This is a genomic window from Anaerocolumna jejuensis DSM 15929 (genome assembly GCF_900142215.1).
GTDB classification, from domain to species: Bacteria; Bacillota; Clostridia; order Lachnospirales; family Lachnospiraceae; genus Anaerocolumna; species Anaerocolumna jejuensis.
On record NZ_FRAC01000030.1, the window covers coordinates 11,111 to 37,150 of the forward strand.

Sequence of the window (26,040 nt, forward strand, 5' to 3'; positions counted from 1 at the left end):
ATTAGTGTGTATTTTGCGTTGAAATATCAACCAATGATGAAGTTGTATCATATGCGGCGATGAAAGTTGGAATATTACTGCCAAAGGAAAAAGTCTTACCATCGATTATTATGCTTCCGTTATCATTGCCGGTGCTGTATTTTATGTTCCAAACATCACCGATTGCTTTGATGTCAGCTGTCATTATAATAACGTAGTCATTGTTGTTATTGAATTCTGTTCCTGCTTTATACTTGCCCGTAACGGTATACTGTGTTCCTGAAATCAGGAATGTACTTCCAATAGCATATTCCTTATTCACAGCTTGAGAAGAAAGGTAGGCTTTAGAGAATTGCTTTGTCTTTGTTATGCCATTTTCCACATAGGATGCCACATACCAATCCTCTTCCGGCTCTACATGAATGCCTTTTTCCCTGTAAGCCGAAAATACCGCAGAGGAAGGAAGTCCCATCTTAAGATGCCATCTTTGTGCCTGATGGTTGAACATCTGAGCAAGATAAGCACCATCAAAGTTCGTATCAATACCGCCATTGATACCATTTGAAGTAATTCCTAATCTTGCGGACTGTTCTTTTATAGCAGTTACCAGGCTGGTACCTAAAAAGGTTCTTGCTCTAAGACCTGGCTGCAGGCATTGCATGGTCCCTTCATTATAATAGTTTCCATAGGGTACTGTTAGGTACTTATATCCCATAAGTTCCCCTTCAGAATCATTTATATCTTCGATGAAGTAATCTCTTACTGCATCTGTAATACTTGATTCACGTCCTCCGGCAGTATAATTGCGTCTTGCAGACTCGTCCGTCCAATTCAGATACATCGTATACCTATACAGCTTATTTGCTAAGGTTTCATAACCATCAAGATACTTTCCATCACTATCCATATATTCCGAATATAAGCCAAAATAATTAATCGGTCTGGTATTTCCACTATCATTGATGTAAACATCAACAGGAGTAAGTTCATTTGTCCTCTTGTTCAATGCATAGAAGTAAGGTATAACCTGTAAGTACCGGTTATAATCACCCATTGTAGTGATATCATAGAGGACATTATACCCAAGCTTCTGTTGATCCGTCTGCAGAATACCATTTGAGTTCTTATCCGCTGATAACCCCATACCATCACTTTTTGCTTTTACCGTCCACTCTTGGGAACCCCAGGTATTATAGTATTTCGTACCTTCACTTACCTGCTCTCCCCGGACATCAGCCGCTAAGGGATATCCGGCTGAATTCCTGTGCCAGGACAGATAATGTTCAGAAATGGAACAGTCAACTTTTGAAACAATACCCTGGATTATCCAGTCATCGTTATTTGTAACCGTTGACTTTTTAAAGTAGTTACTGAACCGTATATCATCTGTATCTTCCACAATTAAGTTTCCGATTCGTCCGATAATGTCAAGATAGCCCAACTTCCTTGCAGTGTGATGAGAAGTTAAATCACCGAATCTATCTTTGTTAGTTATATACGTATTTTTATATGTATAGATATCAAATTCCTCTTCATGGTCTCCGCTGCCAGCATAAGGAGCATCTATAGAGCTTTGGTCATCATAATTAATTGCTTCAGCTGCAAATTGCGCTTCAATACAGGATGCTTCGTTGTTTTCCAGCAGGCAATAGAAATTGTATTCCGTACAAGGGCTGCTTACACTAACTGTACCGTTACCGTTTAAAACAAAAATCTTTCCGTCAATTACAGCCATTGTACCGCCTTCAACAAGAGTTGTACTGCCCCCATTATAGTTCATCAGGTTATTCACAGTATCAAATACATAAGTGTTTCCGTTTAAGGAGAGGTTTTTTCCTCCGCTTAAGGTATAAGTATTTGTAGTTGACTTATCAATAAGCTCTAGTGAAATCCAGTCTCCTGCCTGATGATTTTCCCATACCCCATTTCTTTCATACAGAACATCAAAGTCAAACTTAACATATTTCTCTCTTGTCCATTCGGTTGTATCCATGTTTTGGCTGTATCCCTTACCTCTGTTCACAGACGTTTGCAGGAGACCATAGGAACCGTCCCCGTAAAAATCACCGGTATTGGGGAAATAAACCTTAAAGAAATTATCAAGGGTCACATAAGCTGCCTGTTCTACTTTAGTACCATTAGCGTCAAATACTTCTGTTTTCGTATGCTCGTGTTTTTTATCATCGTTGCATGGATCCCAGCAAATGGTGCTTGAAAAATCATAATGGCTGCCAAAGTGATGGGGTTCGGTACAGGATAACACGGTTTTTTCGGTAAAACTTGCTCCTGTATTGTTAATTTCTTTACAATTCCATATCGGGTTTATGATAGTCGCCCTGTTTGTAGTCACAATATCCGGAATTAAATTCATGTTGGCTTTAATGTAATCGAACAGCTCACTATCTTCCGGAAATGTTTTAATACTGGTTATTGTCACCGCTCCATTACCGGCTCTTAATCCGGAAGACATACTGGCATCTGTTACTCCACCGATATATCCGGAACCACCCTGTCCTCCTGCTGACGCACCGTCAGAGCTGGCTGCGCCGCCATAGTAGCCACCTCCGCCGGCACCAACATAGTTGGAGCATCCATGGGAGTAACCCTCGCCCTGTCCCAAGGAGTAAGAGGCATATGCATAATTACCACCTATACCAGGATACCACGAGCCATTATAACTACCTCCGCCGCCTCCGCCAGCGACTATTACCCTATCGCTTAATGCCATCCCGCCAACACGAATATCCGATGCACCGCCGCCATAAGTGGTTTCATTGCCGCCGCCATTACCCATTGATGTCCCGCCGCCATTATAACCATATTGACCGCCTACATAAATATTTACTGTTTGTCCTGCAGTTAAGGAATAAGTTCCCTTCGAATAACCGCCAAGACCTGCATAGGAACCGCTGGCTTGTGCTCCCCAGGTTTCAAATATATATTTGCCTGCTTTGGGCGCCTTAAATGTCTGATAATTACCTGTGTATGCGAAATTATAAACGGTTCCTACGGTTACGACATTATTTGTGTCTATGTCAAATTTTGATACTACCATATTGAAGAGCGTTGTTCCCAGTTCCTTTTTTAATGATGTCCAGTCACCATTTTTCGCCTCTGCCAACGCTATCTGGTAACCTTTACTGTCTATTGTTAGGCAGGAGGAGGAGTGCTCATGCTTTGAATAGATAGAGGTATTTCCGTAAGTACCGTCATCATTTTTTGCTGTCCAGTCAATGGTAGTACCTGCTGCTGTCAAACCATTATAAAGATTTTGGAAATAGTAATCATTCTGTTTATACGTTGTATAGCAGCTTGCAGTATGTTTCAGTGTTCCGCCGCATCTCGTAATAACAACATTATCAAAATAGAAATTCGTAGAATAATTGTTGTCATTTTTCCAGCATCCGATACTAAGACCATTTCCTCTCATGTCATCATTGACAGCTGCTGCAGCAATCTGTTCCTCTGTCAGACCGGTTGTTATCTGCGCTATTGCTTGTGCCCCATCAATTGATAATTCACAGTCATATAAAGAGCCCAGACTGAAGGTTGCTGCAATTTTAACCTTTTTACCAATAATGTTTACAGCCGCTGCTCTCGATTGACCTGTGCTGGTGACAAATACAGGAGAAGTACTGTTCGCCGGAACATACAATCCGACACCGCCGATAGAAAACAACATTGTATTTGCGGCAGGAGCTGATGGCAGGTATATATCTGCTGAAATTTTAACTCTTGAACTGGCTGTTGTTGTTATCTGGCAATCGTTATAAGGAAAGGTCATTCTACTTCCAGTTCCGCTTATTTTGACCATCTGCCCTGTTCCAAAACCCGAATACCCGGAATCTCCCAAAATTAAAGTCATTGAATCAGGCAATTCAAAAGAGGTATGCGCCCCGTCTGAATTAACAAGGTTATTTTTAATCGTCTGTCCGGTATAAGGCGCGTATGCCCCATCATCTTCTGAACCGGTATCGGTATTTATCTTATCTTCAAAGTCAAATGAAAGGCTTGCTGTATCCAGTGTATATTTACAGTTTAGAACCCTGTACTCACATAATTCCGGTGTACCCGGGCATTTTTCAAGGGCCGACAAGGTTTTCATTGCATCTTTCACAATACCATCCGTTGTACGCTTATCCTCCACACCTGATTTTACTATCATGGCATTCTGCACGGACACCGCATCCAAAGTAACGATATTGTTAACCTTATAATCAGAATTATCATTATAAGCAGAATACTTCGATTTATATATTAGTCCGGGTCCATAGTTGTACCCTGCAGCTTTTAAGATGTCACTTTCCTTTTCCTCAAAGGTATCCGAATATACTTCACCGTCTGCAGTTCCGTCGTCGGCAATTTGTTCATTCTCCCCAACCTCATTATTTTGGTATGTACTGCCGCCAAGGCCGGTTTTGCTGTCGTTAGCCAAACTGTATTTCAGGATTGGAAGGTAAAAGACATAGGAATCTCCGGTAATATATTCTGCATTTTTATTTGTGGGCTTTTGCTTTATTTTATCCGCATACATTCTTAAGTTTGTTACTCTGTCCATACGTGCCTGTGATTTACCGGATGAAGCAATGTTCGCAGCACCATAAGCCGATTTCGGGAAGGATTGTTTACTGCTGACCTGTGCCAGCCCTAATTCATCCTTTGCCGAAGAAAATACAGTGGTATCATTGTCAAATCTGGTGGATATTACAGCAGCGTTGCCGGTTCCCTGGTACTTCGCAGCCGGAGTATTATACTTACCATTATAGGAGCCGACATTGATTCCATTTGGTACGACCTTTGCAAAGGAAGAGGTGTTGTTTGTCCACATTTTTGCCCACTTCGCATCGACTGAATCCTGAGTATCCTTCAGTGCCTTATCCTCATTTGAGTTTGATTTGATACTGGTACTTCCGTTTGCAACAGCTCTTAAGGTAGGGAAATTTTCCTGTGCCTTTGCTGTTGAATTTTCTGTAAAGTAAACGGGGCTTTGGTCACCGCTTGAAGTCTGTAAAATCAGCATATCCGAAATAACCGTTGCCGTTACGGACTGGTTCCTTCTTTGCCAGAACCTCTGCCACTCTGCCGTTGCAAGGTCTTTTGTATCAGTTTCAGAACTATATGCATTCTTTACCCCAGTGGTGGCTATATTTTTTCTTTCTTCATTTTTGAATGCCGTATTTGTATATAAGCATCCCGTTGCGTAAGTTTCATTATGTCCTTTTCCCCCTGCCGGAACTGGATTGGAGGCGCATACGGTACTTGCCATACCATCACATTTATTGGTACGCTTTGTAACGCCGGATGCCATCTCTTCATAATACACATCATCTCCCTGTGCTTCCTGCAGGGTATATCGGATACGCCCTATGCGAGATGCATTTGTTAAAGTACCATTTGAAAAAGCCGGATTATTATAGGCTGCAATATTATAAAAAATATTAGGGTCACCTTGTGTAATCGAAGCAATCACATTTTCATCACTGTTATAAGTAATTTCATCCATTCCGGTAACATAGCCTTTTTGAATCTTGTATACTTTGCATTTTGTAATATCAATCGTGTCATAGGAAATGTACTGGGTCCATGTGTCTGAAATTGCAGGCAGGTCATGCTGACAGCAGGGTCCGCAGATAACATGGGCCGGTATTGTTGCTGTAACAGTAATTGTATAACTGCCTGTTGGACCCGGTTCTGCTTTTGCTGTTGCCATTTCATTTCCGCAAGGCACACCGGGAGATGTAATATTTCCTTTTGAATCATAAGAAGGATCTTTATAGGAACAGGGCTTACTGTCACTTGCCGTTGTAGTCACGGGATCAACCGCACTATCTGACGTTATACTTGCATTGGAGAAAAAGACCTTTCTGGTTTTTCCGTCAGAAGCTGCTGTATGGCTGATGGAATACCCCTGTAAGGTGCTCGCCCAGGAGCTTGCCTGGGATTTTGCAGCATTATAGGCGGTTCTGTCGGGTATTGCCGGACACGTTGCTGTCGCTTCATGTAAGGCTGTAACGGTCTTAGCAGTTGCTTTATTGGGAATATCCCCTGTCCATGTTGCCGATACTGTAACATCCCCCTCATGTACGTTAACCGTTACATCGGAAGAAGGATTTCCAGGCGGGGATGGTACCGTATAGGATTTTGCCTGATCTCCGGTCTTAAACTCACATTCATTCCCATTAAAGTGGGAAGTATATTTTCGGACAGCTGAGCTATTGGCTTCATAATTTACCTGCAAGTCAGCCATGAATTCATTTCCACCGGATGAAAAGTACAAGGTTCTTGTTGTAGGTACACCGGCCATTGCCTCGAAGGTTTCGTTGAAAATGGAGGTTTCGTTGGAAAAGGAGCCTTCTTTTAATTCTGCATAGGCTAAGGATGGTTCTTCGGAGGTCCATGTGTCGGAAGGGTAGTCAACTGTATCACCAGGAGGTGAAGTATTTGCTTTCCAATTATATTCAATTGTAGTTTTATTGGATTCTTTTATATCAGCTATAGTTGTATTCTTATTACTTATAGACAATTTTTCAGTTGTATTGCCTTCTTTTCCAGTTAAGTAATACCACTTGCCATTCTTAGCTTTATATTGAATATATACTCTCGAACACAAAGCAATATCCTTTGCTACGCCCTCCGTAACATCTAATGTCGGAATAGAATTATCTTTCCACTCTCCAATTGAATTTTTACCTTGTAGCAGTATTAATAAATTTTGAGCCGTTATAGGTATCCATTTGCTAGAAGTGCACCATTCATTCGTACCTGCATGAGTTTGTGGAAATTCCCTACTATCTAGTGGAATGGTTGTAAAACTTGTACCATCATATTTTTGGGGAAGTATGGCTCTTGAAAGTATAATTTTTATCTGAAAATCTGATATAGTATTTTTCTTTATAAAATTTTCCCACTCTTGCAGAGCCGGTTTTCCAGGAGTGCCATCTTTAACAGCAAGTGCTTCTAATGCAACCTGAACATGAACTTCATCTTTAGTTTTAACAGTTTTTTGATTATTTGAAATCTCTGTTGAAAAAAGATCTTTAAGTTTGTACAATATAATTTTAACCATTCCCTTTTGATAAAATGGACCTGTTTTATTATTTAATTTATTGGAGTTAACTGAGTCAATTTTTAATACTGCTCGGTAATTTACTGCTGCAGTAGAAATTGGAGGTTCTAATACCCAATTTGCACCATACCATTTTTCTTTTTCAATTTTAAACCAGAGAAATTTACTTACACTGGTTGTATTATATGAATCTCCCCATATCAACTTGTTATTTTTGACTTTTCTTACCCTCTCTGGTATAATACGGCTTATTATTGCCGGATCGTAAATAGCAGTATGATAATATGTACTAGATTGAGATAAGGAAACCGCTTTTTTAAGCCTTTCTAAATATTCTGTACTTTTTGCCTTTTCATAGACTGTTTCTGAAGATTTCCTGTCGGATAAATTGTAATTTGCTCCTATACGGTATGCTACTTGAGTTACATCGTTACAAGGAGCAAGAACTGTTGCCGGCTCTACATTTCCTCCCTGAGTACCTATACTGGTTGTTCTCTCAACAATACCGGATGTAATGCAAATGTTAGAAGCACCGTTATTATCCGTTAAATAGCTTATAATACCTTTTTTCCAATATTCTTTATTATTGGCAATGGTATATAATGTAATTAGTAAATCCAGATATCGCAAATTAAATGCTTCGCCAACTGTAATCGTTTGCTTATTGGTTGTGATTTGATTTAAACTGGAAGTACTCCAGTCATTCATTTTTAAACCAGCTTCATACAATTCACCACCTTTGTGTTGTTTATCCGACGGAACATTTATTTGTAAAAAACCATCAATTTTCGGTTTTGTATCGATAGTGTAACTCCATCCGGCAGCACTCGACCCTTTTGCATTTACTTCTGTAATATAGGACCAAAGCTCCATAGAACACTTTAGTGAATTCATTACTCCAGCATCACTTGGTTTATTCAGTAAAACAGCAAACTTACTGTCATTTGCTAAAGCTTTAAAACTTCTATTATCAGCAATATAATATTGCAGCAATGTATTATAAAAAATACCGTTGTTAAAATCCTTATTGGGTTCTGTTGTCTTGTATTCAGAGAGATATTTAATACGCCCTGTTGATTTCTTATTATTTTCCCCACCAGAAAGATCCATTGACATCGCACTTATACTTGACTTTCGAGCTAAATAGACTTGCTCTGCCGTATTAAAATTCTGATTGATAAGATATTCTGACAAAACATTGGAGCATAACCATAACGCCTCTTCCGACGCATGCGGAATAACAGTTTTTATGGTATTAGCCTGATTATTAAATCCGTTTGTATCTGTTTTCATACCTCCTTCCGTTTTATATAATTGGACGATAAAGAGTGGATGAGTAACGGGATAAATAGTACAATTACCTCCTCCTACTACCCCCGGCACAATCATACTTCCTTTTTCCGCCAAAGTATATGCAGAAGTAGAAGCATTATTTAAGGAAAAAACAAAACAACAACAAAAAAGTATTAGAATAAGAAATGCTATTTTATTAAGAATCTTAGTACTATTTATATATGGTTTTAATTGTTTTTTCAAAAACCTTCTTAACATTTTGTTTTCCTCCGTTCACCAAAATTTGATCAAAAAAAGTCAAGTTTTTTTATAGATATAATATGATGAATAATTTAAGGTTTTTAATCATTTTGGGTATATTCTAAGAGTTATTTTCTCTAGCCATACTTTCAGAACATAAAAAAGTACTTAGAAGTTTTAATTTCTAAGTACTTTACTTTAATATAGTTTATATCAGTTGAGATAATATTTTTATACTTAATTAAAATCAATTTATATAATCAATTTATATCAAATTTATTTTATCAATAAGCTGTACTAATAAGATGATTATAATATAATGACTCAAGTCACCCTAAATCATAGATATATGTAGCATACCGGCTAAAATTAATATCAGAATAATAGCCTTCTTCTCCTTCTCCTACCTTATGGTCACTCCATAAATCTGTTGTCAGATAGTACTTATCAAGGCTATGTAAACCAGCGCACCAGTATGTATCAATATAATACCAGATTCCATCAACTTGTACTTTATTCCACGCATGCCCTACCCATCCATCACCTCTACCATTATCTGAAACACCTCCAACATAATAGCAAGGAAGGTCAATACATTCACATAAAAAACAAAATGTTGTTGCATAATCACCACAGACTCCGTCACCATCAAAAAGTATTCGTGAGATACTGTTTTTGTAAACGGTGTCTCCAACATTAGACTTATAGCTCTGGATAAGGTAATTCTGGATAATTGATACCTTTTCTCTATCTGTTACTGAAGAAGACATTAGATTGTTAGAATCAATGAATTTTCTTACCCACTTTAATGTTTCTAGTGAATTCCCGGTATAACCAGTATAATTACCAGTCTTTACGGCATCTACAGGTGCAAGTACTGTAGTCCCTATTCCGACAGTAACCTTTATTTGTCTTTTCACTCCGGAAACGTTGACTGAAACAATGGCTGTACCGTCTGCTACACCAGTAATTTCAATTCCATAGTAATAGTCCAGATTCTCTACTGAATATGCTAATTTAACCTCTACCACCTTAGGGTCAGAAGAAGTTACATTAACATCTTCATTATGCAGCTTATCATACAGCTTATAGTTATCCGCAAAATAAATTTCTTTAGTATCCTCTACTGCTACATTGGCTTCCGAATCAGAAAATCCTTTAAAGTCATCTGCTGTGATTGAAACAGTTCCAAACTTTTTTCCATGAATATAAGCCGTCACTTTAAATTTTCCAGCTTTCGCAGCGGTTACCTCACCAGCAGAGCTTATTTTAATACTGTCATTTCCGGTTATTTCATAGGTTATACCCATCTTTTGGATAGCAACTGTGCTGTATAAATACGATTGGGGATTTAAGGTTACCTCTTTACCGCCAACCATGATAATTTCAGCGGAGGGCTTCAAATATAATTCAGATGGATCCACTACAATCACTTTACAGGTGTAGCTTTTATTATTAACAGTAGCTACAACTGTTGTTGTTCCGTATGTAATTGCCGTGACTTTACCGGATGAAGAAACGTTTGCAATCCTCTTGTTTTTTGAAGTCCAGGTAGCTTTCGCTGAGATTCCTGTTACCTTTAGAACAGTCGTTTCACCTTTTACCAAATAGGAAGTTGTTGTGTTTAATGCTATAGCACCAGAAGTCGCTGCAGAAGATGAAATTAAAGAATAGTTTGTGGAAAAGAATAAAGTAATAAAAAACGCAAATATAAAAATAGATATTTTTTTGATTTTCATATACCCTCCCTAATAATATTAATTTTGATATTCTTTTGCATCATACTTATATATTAAGGGCTATTTTACCAAATTACAATATATTTATGCAAATTATTACATTTATAAATAGTAAACAACTGAAGCTTGTCTTTATGGTACCGAATTATTTTTACAAAACACCTCCAAACTGAGTAATTCTTTTTTACATCAGCTTTAGGTTTATACAAACTTTGGTGCACTCTCTGACAGGGCTTTTTATAGTGTGCGGATTTAAGGCATTGAAGTCATAACCAGGTTTACGTATAAAAAGAAATTTCATTTATGCAAGCTCTCTTTTAACAGCTTATATGCCTCAGCTTTTATAAAATTGTTAACTAAGAATTTATCATTCTCACTAAGTTTATTAAATGTATTGTTAAAATTATTTTTATATTTCTCATCATCTAATAAGGCAAGCGTAGCAATCGCAAAATGTCCAAATTACAAAAGTAAAACGACCTCCTGTTCGTCTTTCTTATGCTTTTATAAAAAGTCGCATGTATGTCAGTTTTTTACATATCTCAGATCGCACATTTGCAACCAATTTTAATATCCGAAAACGGAAATTCTCCTATCAATCCTTATACTAAAACAGGGGTAAACCATGGGATCAAAAATGATGCAGGATAAAGTTGCGGAATAAAAACCTTTCCGCAACACCAGCAAAAGTCGATAGTGCCAGTTTTTTGATATAAAAAGGCATTTAAGTTTGCCAAATGGCATAAAATCAGACTATTTTTTTAAAGTAGGTTTCAATCACTTGATTAAAAGGTTTGTAAGTGGCATAAAATGTGTCATTTTGATAATGTTTCAATTAATATTAAATTAATCATTAAATACTAATTCTTTTAAAATTACATTTTTGTTATCATCGTCTAAACAGTTATATTTCACTTTAATTTCTTGTAGTAATTTGAAAGCATCTGTTTGTTCTTTAGGATATAATTTTATAAATTCACTAACTCCCCTCTTCAGATATTTATAAAAAGTTTGATTATCGACAATAATTCCTCTTATCCCCCATTGAAACATAACACCTTTTTCAAAATAATCTTCATCCCATAGATCAAAGTTTTGTGGAAAGAAATATCCAATGCTGTTACCACCTACTCCTTGACCATTTAACATATTGTTTAATGTTTTAAGTGTACTATCTCCTAAACAATAATTTAAAGATAGTATCATTACATCAATATTATCATTGTAGACTCCAAATATTTTTTCCAAATTTTCTTTTTCTAGATTCTCAGTAAGCATAAATTTTCTCCTAACTCTATTAATTTGACCATTCTAAAACGGGATATAAACTATCGAATGTTTCTGTTGTTGAATTTATCCAACCTTCAAATTTTAGACCATTATTAGCAGTCCCTTTAAAATATATATTATTGTTGGGTAAAGTAGTTTTTGAGCCATTCTTTAATGCTTCACTTGCCCACTGACCTATTGTTTCTGTCGAAATTTTAGATGTATCTATAATTGTCTTTTTGTATGTTGATGTATTGTATTGTCCTTCAATCGGAACTCCTCTATAATCCTTTGCTTGAATTTGGTATGCTACATCTTTTATTCCATCTATTGTTGGATGTTTAGTGGTTTCGGTAATTTTATATTTAATATTTTGTTCTGCAAAATATTTATCAAAAGCTTCCTGTGTATGTGCTCCTTTTACACCGTTTCTTTTTGAAAAACCCTCTGCTTCTGTCAAATGCTTCTTCCAGCTACCTTTAATTTTCCCCGAACCCTCAATTATTTCATCCGCTCCCCCCACTTCCGTATCTACCTTACCAGGTTTATATGTATCTTTAATCGTCTTCTCAAGAGTAGAATCAGCTTTTCCTATAACACTGTTTACTTTATTTAAATCCGAGCTCCCCTCTTCCAGATTATCCAGTACTTTTGCAGCCTTTGCAGCCTTACTTGCCTTTACTGCTTTTGCAATTTTGTCCACACCTTTAGTCCCTGCTACCAGCAAAGCAATTTCTGCCACAAGTTTTCCGGCCATATGAGCTCTTTTTTCAGGAGTCCCATTTATCATTTTCTCGCAATAAGCAAATCCTGCTTTAGCGCCGATTTCTACTAGGTCCTTCTGAGAGAGAGTGGCTAACTTTACTAAATCCTTTATTGTTTTTACAGGGTGACTTACAACAGCTATGGTTCCAACAACTGAATCCTTTACTCCATCCCATACCCCTGAAAAGAAATTGCCCGTTATTGACCAGGCGGGACTTCCCTTGGAATTCTTATACCCTTGCTTGATATTACTCTTTAAATCCACCTTACCATTATTTTTATTTCCATTCAAGTCACAAAAGCTAAATGGATCATTTAATAACAGATTATACACCTCTTTGCTAAATAAGCCAGTAATTCCTGGCTCTTTTAATTGAAATCCTACGATATAATACAGCGGCTCAATTTTATTGAATACTACTGGACTAATAATTTGTTTCCCTCTCCCGCATTCATACCAATGTCTGATGGAATCTTCGAGGAACTCATTTATAATATTGGAACCCATCAACAAGTTTGCAATACTTTTTAAGAGACGGTTACGAATTTTGATATCCACTAATAACCCCAATAACTTTACTTTCCAGTCATCAAGCCGCTGGGATTCATTATGATCCAGGAAATACCCTCTTTGTGCTGCAATCGCATCTGCTACTTCCTGGTCAATTCGTTCGGCTACTTCCCGCAGATTTGTTATTTGTTCTGCATAATGATAGAAAGTATCGGATTTTTGTTTTAAAGCTTTGACTTTATCCCTAACTGAATCACCTGCATTCTGCAGATACCCGGAAGAAGGACCTGTAACGTTTGCAATTCCACTTATGATTTTGTATTCCAGGCTCTCCCCATATTCCTCTGCATATTTACCTAAGCACTTTGAATATACTGCTATGGATTCTAACATATCATACTCTAAGATAAAATCTGACATAAATCAAACCTCGCCTTTTATTTTCACTTCTCTTTATATACTGGTTTTTTGCAAACTTTTGATATTTACAAACTCTTATTTTCAATTTTTTAAATAGGTCATTTAATCTTATAAGGATAATATGATGAATAATTTTTATTTTTTTATCATTTTTAGGTATTTTGTAAAATTTCTTTTACTTTTTAGATTTTCAAAATAAAAAAAGTACTTAGATGTTTTAAATTTCTAAGTACTTTTCTTCTTATAGTTCGTTTAAATAGGATAATATCTAAATTCATTAGCATAATCTTTAAATAAATTTATTTTCCCATAAATACGACAAAAATTTTTCTATACCAACATTAATTTATGGATGGATTGATAACTCCTTAGTTTATATATAAATTATAAAATTTATACAATGCTCAGGTTAAGCTATATTTTAAGAACATCTTTTATTTGCTCTAAATAGGAATGAATTTCATCTTTAATTTTACTATCTTTTAAAATAAATGTTTCACACATCCAGACAGATGTTCGTAGAACATATCGTTTTCACCAAAGGCCATAGTATCATCATCGGCGGGTTTCCAAAATAGCAAAGTAATGTAACCTTCTTTATAATCTTCATCACTTGAATCAAAGGAGCATGAAATATACTCGGCACCCTATTCATTTGAATGAGCTAGACTTTTTATGGTACTAACTTGCAGCTTTCCAAGGAAGCAAATACTGTCTAAATAATATTTTAAGTAATATTTTTTATCTTCTGAAATCCTCATACCCATTTATCCAAAGTAACAATTTTAATTCAGTATGACCGGGAATGAATGCTATTTCTCACAGCCTTCCTTTTAGTCGAACGTTGTATTTAATTAACGATTTTTAAATACTGTTATTACTACTCAAGAAGACTTGAAAACTGTGTAAATATATCATACAATTCTTCTTTTCTGACAATGCCTTGTACCCATTTATCCGGTATACTATCAAATCCATAATATATACCTGCAAGGCCACCCGCTATTGCTGCAATAGTATCAGTATCCCCGCCTAGATTAACAGCCTTCAGAACAGCATCTTTATAATTATCTGATATCAAAAACGACCATAAAACTGCTTCTAATGTATCAATAACATATCCTGAAGACTTTATTTGACTTACATTATATTTTAATACTTCTCTGCTTAATATACTTTTGTAGTTACCAAATTCGTCAGAATATTTTTCTGAACAGTTATCCGTTATAAAATTTATGGTTATTTCATATGCATCTTTTTTGTTATTACCCGATATAATCTGAATTGCATAAACAGTATAAAATATACATGCCAGTTTGGAACGCTTATGGGCATGTGTTAACGCTGAAACTTCTTCTATCATTTTAATTAAATCACCTGCATTCATATTTCTTCCATAAAACGCTAAAGGTAATATGCGCATCAATGAGCCATTTCCGTTGTCACTTTCTGCCTTACCACCACATTCAATCGGATTTATACCAGCATGTAATTTTTCGATAGCAATCCTCGTTGAAATGCCTATATCAAAAACTTCACCATATGGTGTTAAATATCCCTTTGTATAATATTTAACAAAATTATCTGCCACACTCTTAATTGAATAACCATGATTAATGGCCTCAATTAAGCATAACATCAAGGATGTATCATCTGACCATGTTCCAAATGGCTGATGGTGCGTTCCATATGCCCGCATCTCATTTACCGGATCCATCTGTCTTTCTTCTCTTGATGAAAATTCTACTGGAACTCCTAATGCATCACCGATACAAAAGCCAAATAAACCTCCATTTAATTTATTTCTCAAATCATTTGTCTTCTCTACTTTTATTGGATTATTACTGTTATAGAAAGGACATTCTCTTCTTGCATGCATAACATAATTTAGCTTACTTTCTTCCTTGTATTTTTCACAATACAAAGGGGTTCCTTCCAAGTGTTTTACCGATGATAATTTTTCCTTCTCCATCCTCTGCTCTCCTCTATAGAGTCAATACCACTATTTCTTTAATAAATCAACTCTCCAAATCTCCCTTTTTCTTAAGAAACTCTTCAAATTCCATATAATAATTAATTATTTTTTCTTGCTCATATTTGCTAAGACTACTATATCTTCTTAGTAACATATATAACAATTTGTCAGACATTTCCATTTCTGCGCTACTATAATAGTCTATAGACATTTCAGACATGATATCTCCTAATAAAACTACTCCTATCTCAGCTTTTCGCTTACATATGCTATCCAATGTACGATTGGGATTAATATAATATATAATATCGAAAACGATAGCTTGTAAATAATCATCACCTTTGTTATTATCAAGAATATCTATGCCTAATTCAAAGGCTATATTAATATCTCTATTATATAATTCAAGCAATGCTGCGCTTGTTTCTTCAAAGCCCAATATATCTTGCACTATCTCGATCAGCTTGTATGTTTCTAATTCTTTGATATATTCTAATTCTTCATCCAAACAACTACCTCCGTATTTTAAAGATTTTAATATTATCGCAGTCAACTAAGGTATACCATCCTCTTCTTGACTTCTGGTAAAATTGAATTACTGGCTCTTATAATTACCTATTTTATACTTTTCTCTGTATTCCTCCATTTTATTTTCTACAAGCCAGTAACTACTATCACTTTCACTTATCAAAGTTTTACGAATTATATTTCCGGATTCGTTATAAAAAATACTATCAATAAAAACATTATGTATTACAACACTTATACTTTTAATATTTCCATTTCTGTAAAATTCTTTAGCTACTCCGTTTACAGTATTATGATCTGTCTCATTTTCATCCATTAACTCCCCAGTATCATAATACTTCCTTTCTATTCCAGTCTTAAAACCATCTTTCACCTCAAATTCCCAGGATAGGGCCCCTTTAAAATAATCAAAAACTACCCCATTATAAGGCTTTTTCAAACTGCTATCTATAAAAAATATATCCTCTCCAGTATTAACATCTGTATCTGTAAACAGTTCATCGTAATTTACTTTATCCATATTATACCTCCATGCATATCGTAAGCCCACCTACGATACTGCTCAAATAAAAAGTGAAAATTGCTTTTAATTTTTACATTATGCCTTCCCAACGCGCCGCAAGACTATCACTTTCCTATTAATAAATAAATTCAAACTCATACTCCATCACATGGTATTCCAGATTCAAATACGGTATTATCCTTTCAACATACCAGTTAAAATCAGGGATTTTGTCCTTTTCTCCTATATATTTAGTATGGATGTTCAATGCAAAAGAAAAATCACTCTTATTAAACATCAGCAGGTGTCCACCAATGTCCGTGTTTTCCCAGTATAATTCTACCCCCACTATCTCTTTCGCATAATCTTTTTCATCCACCAGTTTAATAAATTCACCTAAGGTAATATTTGATGTTGTCCAATCATACATATCGTCATCCTTTAAAGGTAAAAATGTGATTTTACCATCTTTATGGATATTCCATCCAAATTTTAGTAATAGGTTTATAACTTCTTTACAGTTAAACAATTTATTTGAATCTAACTTCACATTTAGCGAAACTGAAGACGACACTTTTAAGCCTCCTTATTTGAAATTCTATAAAAGAAATTTTTTATAAGCCAATCTATTATAATCATGGTACTTTTCACTACCTTGCTTTGTTTTATTCTGTTACCCTATATTATAGGCTTTATTTGGCTGCTACTCTTGGCGTAGGCCGTGCTGCTAGTAAGCATTTTAAAGCAAATTTATGATCTTGCAATATCTGCTTCTAATATTTCAAATGGAAACTCAAAATAATAATAATCCTTGAGTTCTGATGAATAAAATTTGCCATTATCCTTTTTTATAATTACATTTGATCCATTTCCCAACAACAATAAATTGCAATCCGACTTCATTGTTATTTCTTTTATTACTCTGAAAATGATATCTAATGCATCACTATAGAATTTACTAAAAACTTGAATACGAGCGCTTAGATTTGCTTTAAAATTAAAGTCTTCTTCTATTACATCTAAACCAAAGATTTCTTCCAAGTCCAGACTAATCGTCATACATTGAAAACACAAACTAATATCATCTTCGCTATGTTTAAATGTAAAATCAACCTTCAGATTTTTTTCCAGTATCCCTTTTAAAAAGTATCCGTATTCCTCTTGTGTTTTAATACTAAATAATAATAATTCAAAATCCATTTATTTTCTCCCTGATTATCAAAAATCGAATACTTCTTCCATCTTTAAATTATTCTCTAGCGATATAAACAACATTGTCATTATCAATTGCATTACTCAAAAGATTGCAAATTTCTTCTGTTACCCTTTTAGATTCCTGAAACCGAAATTCTGCCTTTTCAGTTTGTTTAATCTGCTGCAATGCTTTTATAGTATTAGGTATTTTCCATGGACTTTCATCATACCACCCTACGACAAGATTATAACAATACGCTAAGCCAGTCCAACCGCTTGCTTCTGGCTCGATTTTATCCATGATATCGTCAAAATATCCATCCCATATTCTTATGATGTTTCTATTGCCACTGTCAAGAATCTGAATAAATTGAATTTCTCCTTCTCCTTCATACCCTGTATAAAAGTCCCAAACTTCATTATCCATCTCTACCTCCTATGTAAAACGCCAACTAATCCCCAATTAATATTCTTTATATCCAAAAACCTCCAAGGTGAGTAATTCTATCTTACTTCAATTTGGAGGTTTAGACAATCTTTGGGATGTTACTCTATCATTTTTTTGCTGACGATAAGCTTCTTATAATTATTTTAGCCACTTGTAAATTTTTATTAGTCTGTTGTAAATACTCTGCCAGTTCCAATAAATATTTCTTTTCATTCTTAGTACAATTCGATAAATAGAATTTTGTAATTTCTGTATCTAATAAAAATAATTCCACGATACCTTCAGCATACAAATCCATATTCTGCGGAAAGAAATAAATTCTGCCTAGCTTTTTTCGTACTTCCGAGCGAAATTCATAAAACGACTCCATGTCCATTGTTTTGCTCCATTATTCCATATACTCTTTTGCTAATTCTATATCTGATTCCATATTTAATTCAGGGTATTTATGATTTAAATCATACAATACCTGAATAAACTTTGGGCTTTTCAAATTATATGATATATCCTCAAAAATCTCACTTATGTAATACAATTGATTCTCGGTACATCCTTTTAAGAAACATATCGTTTCATCTAAATTTTGGCTCAATAATTCAGTTAATTCTTCCCATATTTTATATATTACAGGGTCATTTTCTTCTATCAATGCTCTCTCACATAATAAATCTATTACTTTTTCCTGATCCACTATCTATCACCTCTTTGAGTACTCCTGCTGCATTTCTTTGGAAATATGGTATTATTAAGAATAACATATTCGCTCCCCTTACTCAATGAATCCTTTATAGAATTCATTGCTTTTTGTAAGATGAATCCGACTGAAAACATTGATATATTCCCCATAATACTCCTGTTCCCAACCAACTGTTAAGCCAAAAACTTCTTCGAAATGCGTTTTTTACTTCACAGCATAAAAAAGGGACCGTTTCTCCGCTAAAAGGTTAGCTTCGAAACAGTCCCTCCTTACTCCTTAGAGTTTAAACACCTCTAATTTGTGATACAATACAACCATCCCCTTTCCTCATGGAATCGACCGGTCAACTGTATTATCTCACAGCCTCCTTAGCATTACCAGGGTAAGAATGATTATATCTGATTTTTCTTATATATAATTTTTCTAATAGTATCTTCGCTCAGATGATATTCCTCCGATAATTCTTTAACCGGTTCTCCCTGCATGAATAAGCAGGTAATTTCTTCATTTCTCTTATCAATCCATTCGCGGGTTCCGCTTAAACGTCCCCAGCCTGCCTTGCTGCTCCTCTTAGGGATATAAACAAGACATCCTTCAGCATATTGCTGTACTTCCTTTAACAGTTGGTCCGGCAATACATCTGCTCCTTTTTTGTAAGTCAAACAGCATTCCCTCCATTACAATAATACGATTAACACTACGAAATACAAAGCTTCCCATGTAAAGCCACCTCCTTATGCGTTTTGATTTATATTGTTTTCTTAAACAGTAATCAGTATATCATAGATGGTTGTGGATTTCCAGTTTTTTGTTGCTATTTATCTGCAATTTTTCATAGAAATATCTATTTTTTAATTAAAACATTTTATAATTTTAATTGAAGGATTTTTAATTATAAGATATAATTCTTTATTAATATCAGAAAAGAATCAACTTTAAATCTAATTTCAGTAAGAATCCGAAAATGGATATCATATATTTGTAATAGTGAATTGAAAGAACACTCTTAAACATTAATCCATAGAAAGGAAACGATTATGAAGAAGCTGCTAGAGGAACAAATAAAAGAAGTAGAAAAAAAAGAAGAACATTTCCTTCAGGCTAAGGATGATTCTTATTTTAAGACCAAAATTAATCCCCTCCTTGAAAAGGTAAGGGATAAAATTCCGGATAATCTGAAGGAAACACTGGATAAAGCCTTTTTTAAGGCCTTTGAACTAATTTATGATAAGGGAATCGACGTTATCGAAAAAACCTACAACAAAGACAGACTCCGGGTAGATTATGATATTAATAACCATGCCGTTAACAGAAAGCTGACAAAAAAACACCTGAAAGAGCTGGATAAACCTTCCCTTTCTTCCAGCCGGTTTAATTCTACCTTTTCCGCAGTGGAAGGAGGCATATTAGGAATACTCGGAATCGGCCTGCCGGATATTCCGGTTTTTCTGGCCCTTATAATTAAATCCGTAAACGAGATTTCCATAAGCTATGGTTTTCCCTATGACACGGAAAAAGAAAAGGCTTATATCTGCCTTCTGATACAGGCTGCCCTGTTGCAGGGAAAGAAACAGGAGGAGCTTAATTTAAGAGTGGATCAACTGGCCGGACAGATAGACAGCGGAGCACTTCCTTCTGTGGATGTCAAGAAGGAGATGAAGGCTGCTTCCTCCTGTTTTTCCGAGGTACTTCTTACCGCCAAATTCATTCAGGGTACTCCCTTGATCGGTGTAGTAGGCGGTATTGTAAATCATAGCTATATCAACAGGATTACGGCCTACAGCAGGCTGAAATACAAGAAACGCTATCTGCAAAAGAGAATGAAAGAAGCGTAAATTCATAAACCCCTTAGTGGATGACTTATCCGCTCCAAAGGCTTATTGGCTTTGGAACCAGGTCATTTTCTAAGGGGTCTTTATTTCTATCCAAAGGCAGAAAAGTTCCGGATAAATCCTTCCCCAAAAGCCCTATTATCATTCATATAATTGATATTAAGCCATTCTTTGCCTTACAATCTCATAAGCAAGTATTCCCATAGCCACAGATGCATTTAAGGAATCAATGTTTCCAAACATAGGAATCTTAGCCATGTAATCACACTTTTCCTTAACCAGCCTTCCAACGCCTTCGCCTTCGCTGCCGATAACAAGGCCGATTGGTCCCTTCAAATTCTGCTTATACATCACTTCGCCTTCCATATCCGCACATACAAACCAAAGACCCTTTTCCTTCAGCTCTTCGATGGCAACTGAAAGATTGGTAACCTTCGCCACGGGAATATAATTGATTGCCCCTGCGGAGGTCTTGGCAACAGTGGCGGTTAGTCCTACTGCTCTTCTTTTTGGTATAATAACTCCATGAGCCCCTGCCTGATTGGCGGTACGAAGGATTGCTCCTAAATTATGCGGGTCTTCTATTCCGTCCAGGAGAATAATAAAGGGCGGCTCCCCCTTTTCTTCTGCCGCTTTTAGAATATCCTCTACCTCTGCATATTCATAGGCTGCGGCATAGGCTATAACCCCCTGATGCTTCCCGGTTTCTGAAAGCTGGTCAAGTCTTTCCTTTTTCACAAAGTTAAGGATGGTGTCACCCTTCCTTGCCTCTCTTAAGATGGACTTGATAGGACCGTCCTGACAACCATCCAGGATAAATAACCTGTCAATGGTCTTTCCCGAGCGAAATGCCTCCAAAACAGCATTTCTTCCTTCTATGGTAAGTTCTTCGTACCTCATTTTAACTCCTTTCGTAATATCAAACCTTTGATTTGATATTTCTAAATAGGTAGTTGAAAAATAACGCATTTTTCAACCTAACCTCTTTTCTGAATAACCAATCTATTCATATTTAACTGAACATACTCTGTCTAAAAACTATTTCTTTATAAATTGTAAGCCTGCTTACGGCATAAATAAATATTTCAACTATTCTGTTAATTCACAGTCTTGCTGTACCTGCTTTTCAGGTTCTTTCTTTTTTGCCTCTGCTCCTGTGCCTCTTCTTTCAAGCCCTACTTTTATAAGCTCAAGAACCCGGTCAAGCCTGTTATCCAGATACAAATATCCCACCAAAGCTTCCAATCCCGTTGCAGAGCGGTAGTCTGATATGGAAGCATTTTTGGCAGTTGTAAAAGATTTGGCATTGCGCCCTCTTTTATAAACAGAAAGCTCCTCTTCCGTAAGCATGTCCGCAATTCCGTGGTAAAGCTCCATCTGAGCAGAAGCCTTGACAAGGCTGCTTACTCTTTTATGAAGCTTATTCACCGGTGCATTTCCCTGTTCTACCACCAAAGTCCTGATAATCAAATCGTATACTACATCCCCGATAAAGGCAAGCGTTAAAGGGGAATATGTCTTTAAATCCGTATCCGGCAGGGAAAAGGTCTCCTTTATGTTACGGATTACGCCATCCTCTATGCCCTTTTCCATCGTACACCTTCTCTTGTATCTTCTAATAAAATTCCCTTCTCAAGGAGCAGATTTCTGATTTCATCCGACCTTTTAAAGTCCTTCTGCTTTCTTGCCTCCTGGCGCTCTTTGATAAGCTGTTCAATCTCCTCATCCAGGAGTTCTTCCTTTTTAAGAGCTTTAATTCCAAGAACGCCGCACAATAAGGTTATCCTATCCAGTAATTCTTTCAAAAAGGCAGGAGAAGACTCCTTTGTACCGTAGGTATTAGAAAGCTTTACCAGTTCGAATATAGCAGATACTGCATCCGCAGTATTAAAATCATCCTCCATTGCTGCTTCGAATTTCTCCTGAAGCTTTGCACTTTCTTTTAAAAGCTCCTCTTCTTCCTTGGAAAGAGCTTGACTGCCTCCCGTTGACAGCCCGCTGACCATCTCACATTCAATTTTCCCAGCTGTATCTATCAAATGCTCCAAATTAGCTGCTGCCGTCTGAATTCTATCCAGGGCATTTTTAGATGCTTCCATAAGATCCCTGTTAAAGTTTATGGGGCTTCTGTAGTGAGCACTTAACATAAAGAAACGCAGTACCTGAAGATCATAGCTCTGGCTGATATCCCTGACAGTAAAAAAGTTTCCGGTGGATTTGGACATTTTCTTATTGTCTATATTTAAAAATCCATTGTGCATCCAATATCTGGCGAATTCTTTTCCGTTGCAGGCCTCGCTCTGTGCAATCTCATTTTCGTGATGGGGAAAGATCAAATCCTCACCGCCTGCATGGATATCGATTTCTTCCCCTAAATACTTCTTGCTCATGACCGAGCATTCGATATGCCAGCCGGGTCTTCCCTCACTCCAGGGAGATTCCCAAAAGGGTTCTCCTTCCTTCTTCGGCTTCCAGAGCACAAAATCCATGGGGTCTTCTTTATCTTCATTTACAGCAATACGTATTCCGGCTTCCAGATCGTCGATGTTTTTCTTTGAAAGCTTACCATAATCCGGAAAGCTTCTGGTACGGAAATATACCGTGCCGTTTTTCTCATAGGCATGCCCCTTTTCAATAAGAGCAGCAATCATCTCGACCATTCCGTCAATTTCTTCCGTTGCTTTCGGATTACGGGTAGCGGGCTCTACATTTAACCCTTCCACATCCTTATTAAATTCCCGGATATAACGCTCGGATATCTCTGCGGCAGTTTTACCCTCATCGATTGCCTTCTTGATAATCTTGTCGTCTACATCCGTAAAATTGGAGACAAAATTCACATCATATCCTTTATACTCAAAATAACGTCTTACGGTATCAAAAATTATTATCGGCCTTGCATTGCCGATATGGATATAGTTATAGACAGTGGGGCCGCAGACGTACATCTTTACCTTGCCCTCTTCCAAAGGAATAAATTCTTCTTTTTTCTTTGTCAGGGTATTATAGATTTTCATAGTAACCTCTTTCCTAATAATCATTTTTGATTTCATTTTCTTTATAGTATAGTTTTAAAATTTTTATTTGAAATGGATACCCATGTTCTTCATACTTTTATTATTTCCTGTTACAGCATACTGTTGTCAAAGGAGATTTCCTCACTAGGCCTGTTATTCAAGGACTCCATCATCTTAAATTCATACTGGAGTTGTTTGATTTCTTCCGTTAAACGGCAGTTTTCCGCCCTTAAGCTTAAGAGTTCTGTAAATACAGGGTCCGGCAGATGCACCTGGTCCATGTCTTCTCTTGGCACCTTCAGATTATCCCGCTTGACCACATGCCCCGGAACGCCAACAACAGTAGAATTAGCCGGTACCTCCGAAAGAACTACGGAGCCAGCTCCTATTTTGGAATTTTCTCCTACCGTAAAGGAACCAAGAATCTTGGCCCCGGCGCTGACCATAACATTATTTTCAAGGGTCGGATGCCTTTTTCCGCTTTCCTTCCCGGTTCCTCCCAGGGTCACTCCCTGATACAGGGTGACATTATCGCCCACAATGGCGGTTTCTCCAATTACCACTCCATGCCCATGGTCAATAAACAATCCTTTTCCTATCGTTGCCCCCGGATGAATCTCTATTCCCGTCTTTCTGGCAGTTCTCTGGGAAAGCCACCTGGCCAGAAAATAATGCTTATGCTCATAGAATTTGTGCGCTATACGATATCTGAGTATTGCCTTAAAGCTTGGATATAAAAATATCTCCCATGAGGATTTTATAGCGGGATCCCGCTCTCTTATGATTTCAATTTCTCCCTTTATATATTTTATGATACCCATAATAACCTCCATACATTTTGCAATTTACTTGTTAAACTGCTAAAAAATTGAAAGTGATAATTGCCTTTTAATATAATAATCCCATGCATACGCAAGTTTACTTGCGAAACTGCCAAAATTGAAAATAAATTGCTTTTTAATTTTCATACTATCCGCCATGCCTTTCCAACGCGCCGCAAGATTGGGCCGAGGATTTCGCAGGCTCAATCTTGTGTATGAAAATTGCTTTTTAATTTTCATACTATCGCTATTCAATAATAAGCAAATGAAAAGAATAAAAAAACTCCGTCTCACTTAGAGACGAAGTTATCCGCGGTTCCACTCTATTATGCAGGAAAAATCACCTGCACTCTTAAAGGATAACGGTCCAGACCGGATTAAGCTAAGCTTAAGCCTCACTTAATCAGCTCCCAGATGCACTTCATCGGTATTCGGGTAAAGGATGTTTTCAGCCGGTGACATCCTCTCTCTGCTGCCCTTTTACGGACTACTTTTCTGTTCATCGCTTTTCAAATATTATATACTTATTCTATGCAAAAGTAATCAAAATGTCAATTACAATCAAACAATCTCATTCAGAAAAAGCCTGTTGCCAATTTTCAGCTCTGATAAAACAGCAAGCACACTGTCTTTCTCTTCTACAGTAATAAGCTCCTTCTTTTTTTCTTCTTCCAGCTTACCAAAGAACAATAGTGTCAGGTCAGAGATATTTCCCCTTAGCATGGGCGGTTCTTCCGTATTGTCAACACTGCTTCCTTCTTTGCTGGTAACAAGATGAAAAACCCCGTTATTTTCCGCAATTCTTTCATCCTTTGCTTCTATTACAAGGGAAATTTCCCTTTCGGAATAAAGGCTTAGGAGAAATGCTTTCAGATTTACGATCCTCATCATAATGGCAGGTTCAAAATCTGCTTTTCTGTCATTAAGACTAAGAGAAAGACCCGATGAGAATTCACGGTACAGCTCCAAGAGTACCTCTTCCTTATCTGACCGCTCATAGATGCATTCCGCAATCTGAAAACCATCATCCTGCATATAGGCTGCATATCCGATTAATTCATCCTTCTTTAATACCAGTGCGATTCCGCCCTTTGTACTGTTCATCTCAGCCAAGAGCTTTTCATAATACTTACGGCTTCTTAGGGCATAAATATCGTATTCCCGCCTTAGGATATCCTCCGTAAATTCCGTAAGCACTCTCCGGCTGTCTATGTCTGAGGCAGTAAGCTTTACGAGCCTGCTGCCGGTATTTTTACTGTTTCCCTTTATGACTGCTTTTTCCATTTCCATCCCCCAGTTTTCCAGGGTGTAAACCTTGCGAAAATCATAGGGATAATAAATTGCCTCCGCTGCCGGCATCAGGTAAGTAAAGGGCTTTCCTTCCTCATACATCCATTGAAGTGCTTTTTCAATCAGAAGTCCCATATATCCTTTTTTCCGTTCTTCTTTTCTGGTAGCAACTCCTACTATATAGTCGGCTTTTACCTCATTCTCCTTCACTGCCAGTGTATAAGGATTAAGGTGAAGCATGGAGCATAATTTATCCTCCTTATACAGGGTGAAAATACGGTTATAGGGAACCACCCATTGAAAATAGAAATCTGTATAAGAGTCCGTATCCCCAAAGCATTCCTGCCAAAGACAGTAGATATCTTCTCTGACCTTCTCTATTCCCTTTTCTCTGGCTTCCTCCAGGGAAGTAAATATCTCATATTCCATCCTGCGTTCTTCACCCATCCTTTCC

The 26,040-nt window shown here is 36.7% G+C and carries 19 protein-coding genes and 1 other annotated feature; of the genes, 1 reads left to right on the forward strand and 18 read right to left on the reverse strand.

Translation table 11 applies throughout. The features are described from left to right. Position 1: 1 nt before the first annotated feature. The 13 genes from BUB77_RS23400 to BUB77_RS23460 all read right to left on the reverse strand — a co-directional run bounded on the left by BUB77_RS23400 (position 2) and on the right by BUB77_RS23460 (position 19,288). Positions 2-8,338, reverse strand: coding sequence for a glycine rich domain-containing protein (locus BUB77_RS23400; protein WP_170866726.1), 8,337 nt, complete (start codon positions 8,336-8,338; stop codon positions 2-4). A 569-nt stretch (positions 8,339-8,907) separates the two neighbouring features. After that, positions 8,908-10,317 (reverse strand): transglutaminase domain-containing protein, encoded by a 1,410-nt coding sequence (locus BUB77_RS23405; protein WP_073279443.1) that lies wholly within the window; start codon positions 10,315-10,317, stop codon positions 8,908-8,910. Between the two features lie 846 nt (positions 10,318-11,163). Next, positions 11,164-11,595 carry a ribonuclease toxin immunity protein CdiI gene (gene cdiI, locus BUB77_RS23410; RefSeq protein ID WP_073279444.1) on the reverse strand — a complete coding sequence of 144 codons (432 nt, stop codon included), beginning with the start codon at positions 11,593-11,595 and terminating at the stop codon, positions 11,164-11,166. A 19-nt stretch (positions 11,596-11,614) separates the two neighbouring features. After that, positions 11,615-13,282: a CdiA family toxin C-terminal domain-containing protein gene (locus BUB77_RS23415; RefSeq protein ID WP_073279445.1), complete on the reverse strand. Its 1,668-nt coding sequence runs from the start codon at positions 13,280-13,282 to the stop codon at positions 11,615-11,617. Positions 13,283-14,162: 880 nt separating this feature from the next. Continuing rightward, entirely contained in the window at positions 14,163-15,254 is a 1,092-nt protein-coding gene (locus BUB77_RS23420) for an ADP-ribosylglycohydrolase family protein (protein WP_207650858.1), read from the reverse strand. Positions 15,255-15,300: 46 nt separating this feature from the next. Then, complete coding sequence (locus BUB77_RS23425) at positions 15,301-15,765, reverse strand: hypothetical protein (RefSeq protein WP_073279446.1); 465 nt, start codon at positions 15,763-15,765, stop codon at positions 15,301-15,303. 87 nt (positions 15,766-15,852) lie between these two features. Beyond that, positions 15,853-16,305: a toxin-antitoxin system YwqK family antitoxin gene (locus BUB77_RS23430; RefSeq protein ID WP_073279447.1), complete on the reverse strand. Its 453-nt coding sequence runs from the start codon at positions 16,303-16,305 to the stop codon at positions 15,853-15,855. 118 nt (positions 16,306-16,423) lie between these two features. After that, the gene (locus tag BUB77_RS23435) at positions 16,424-16,861 is read right to left on the reverse strand and encodes a hypothetical protein (protein ID WP_139241299.1); all 438 of its coding nucleotides are present in this window, start codon (positions 16,859-16,861) and stop codon (positions 16,424-16,426) included. A gap of 176 nt (positions 16,862-17,037) precedes the next feature. Beyond that, positions 17,038-17,487: a hypothetical protein gene (locus BUB77_RS23440; protein ID WP_073279449.1), complete on the reverse strand. Its 450-nt coding sequence runs from the start codon at positions 17,485-17,487 to the stop codon at positions 17,038-17,040. Between the two features lie 49 nt (positions 17,488-17,536). Further along, positions 17,537-17,908 carry a hypothetical protein gene (locus tag BUB77_RS23445; RefSeq protein ID WP_073279450.1) on the reverse strand — a complete coding sequence of 124 codons (372 nt, stop codon included), beginning with the start codon at positions 17,906-17,908 and terminating at the stop codon, positions 17,537-17,539. A gap of 127 nt (positions 17,909-18,035) precedes the next feature. Further along, on the reverse strand, positions 18,036-18,305 hold the full coding sequence (locus tag BUB77_RS23450) for a hypothetical protein (protein ID WP_073279451.1): 270 nt from the start codon (positions 18,303-18,305) through the stop codon (positions 18,036-18,038). Positions 18,306-18,317: 12 nt separating this feature from the next. After that, positions 18,318-18,620 (reverse strand): hypothetical protein, encoded by a 303-nt coding sequence (locus BUB77_RS23455; protein ID WP_073279452.1) that lies wholly within the window; start codon positions 18,618-18,620, stop codon positions 18,318-18,320. A 398-nt stretch (positions 18,621-19,018) separates the two neighbouring features. Beyond that, complete coding sequence (locus BUB77_RS23460) at positions 19,019-19,288, reverse strand: CD3324 family protein (RefSeq protein ID WP_073279453.1); 270 nt, start codon at positions 19,286-19,288, stop codon at positions 19,019-19,021. A 375-nt stretch (positions 19,289-19,663) separates the two neighbouring features. Here BUB77_RS23460 and BUB77_RS23465 point away from each other — a divergent pair, with 375 nt between their 5' ends. Then, positions 19,664-20,461: an EcsC family protein gene (locus BUB77_RS23465; RefSeq protein ID WP_073279454.1), complete on the forward strand. Its 798-nt coding sequence runs from the start codon at positions 19,664-19,666 to the stop codon at positions 20,459-20,461. A 156-nt stretch (positions 20,462-20,617) separates the two neighbouring features. On the opposite strand, the gene rlmB is transcribed toward BUB77_RS23465, so the two are convergent. The 5 genes from rlmB to BUB77_RS23490 form a co-directional block, all read right to left on the reverse strand. Further along, on the reverse strand, positions 20,618-21,358 hold the full coding sequence (gene rlmB, locus BUB77_RS23470) for a 23S rRNA (guanosine(2251)-2'-O)-methyltransferase RlmB (protein WP_073279528.1): 741 nt from the start codon (positions 21,356-21,358) through the stop codon (positions 20,618-20,620). 189 nt (positions 21,359-21,547) lie between these two features. Next, positions 21,548-22,051, reverse strand: a complete 504-nt coding sequence (locus BUB77_RS23475) for a Mini-ribonuclease 3 (protein ID WP_084124650.1) — start codon at positions 22,049-22,051, stop codon at positions 21,548-21,550. After that, positions 22,036-23,475 carry a cysteine--tRNA ligase gene (cysS, locus tag BUB77_RS23480; RefSeq protein ID WP_073279455.1) on the reverse strand — a complete coding sequence of 480 codons (1,440 nt, stop codon included), beginning with the start codon at positions 23,473-23,475 and terminating at the stop codon, positions 22,036-22,038. Before cysS ends, BUB77_RS23475 begins: the two co-directional genes overlap by 16 nt. Before the next feature lie 110 nt (positions 23,476-23,585). Continuing rightward, a complete protein-coding gene (gene cysE / locus BUB77_RS23485) occupies positions 23,586-24,296 on the reverse strand; it encodes a serine O-acetyltransferase (protein ID WP_073279456.1) in 711 nt (236 codons plus the stop codon). A gap of 293 nt (positions 24,297-24,589) precedes the next feature. After that, positions 24,590-24,808 (reverse strand) — a binding site (T-box leader). Between the two features lie 49 nt (positions 24,809-24,857). Next, positions 24,858-26,033 (reverse strand): GNAT family N-acetyltransferase, encoded by a 1,176-nt coding sequence (locus BUB77_RS23490; RefSeq protein WP_073279457.1) that lies wholly within the window; start codon positions 26,031-26,033, stop codon positions 24,858-24,860. Positions 26,034-26,040 lie beyond the last annotated feature (7 nt).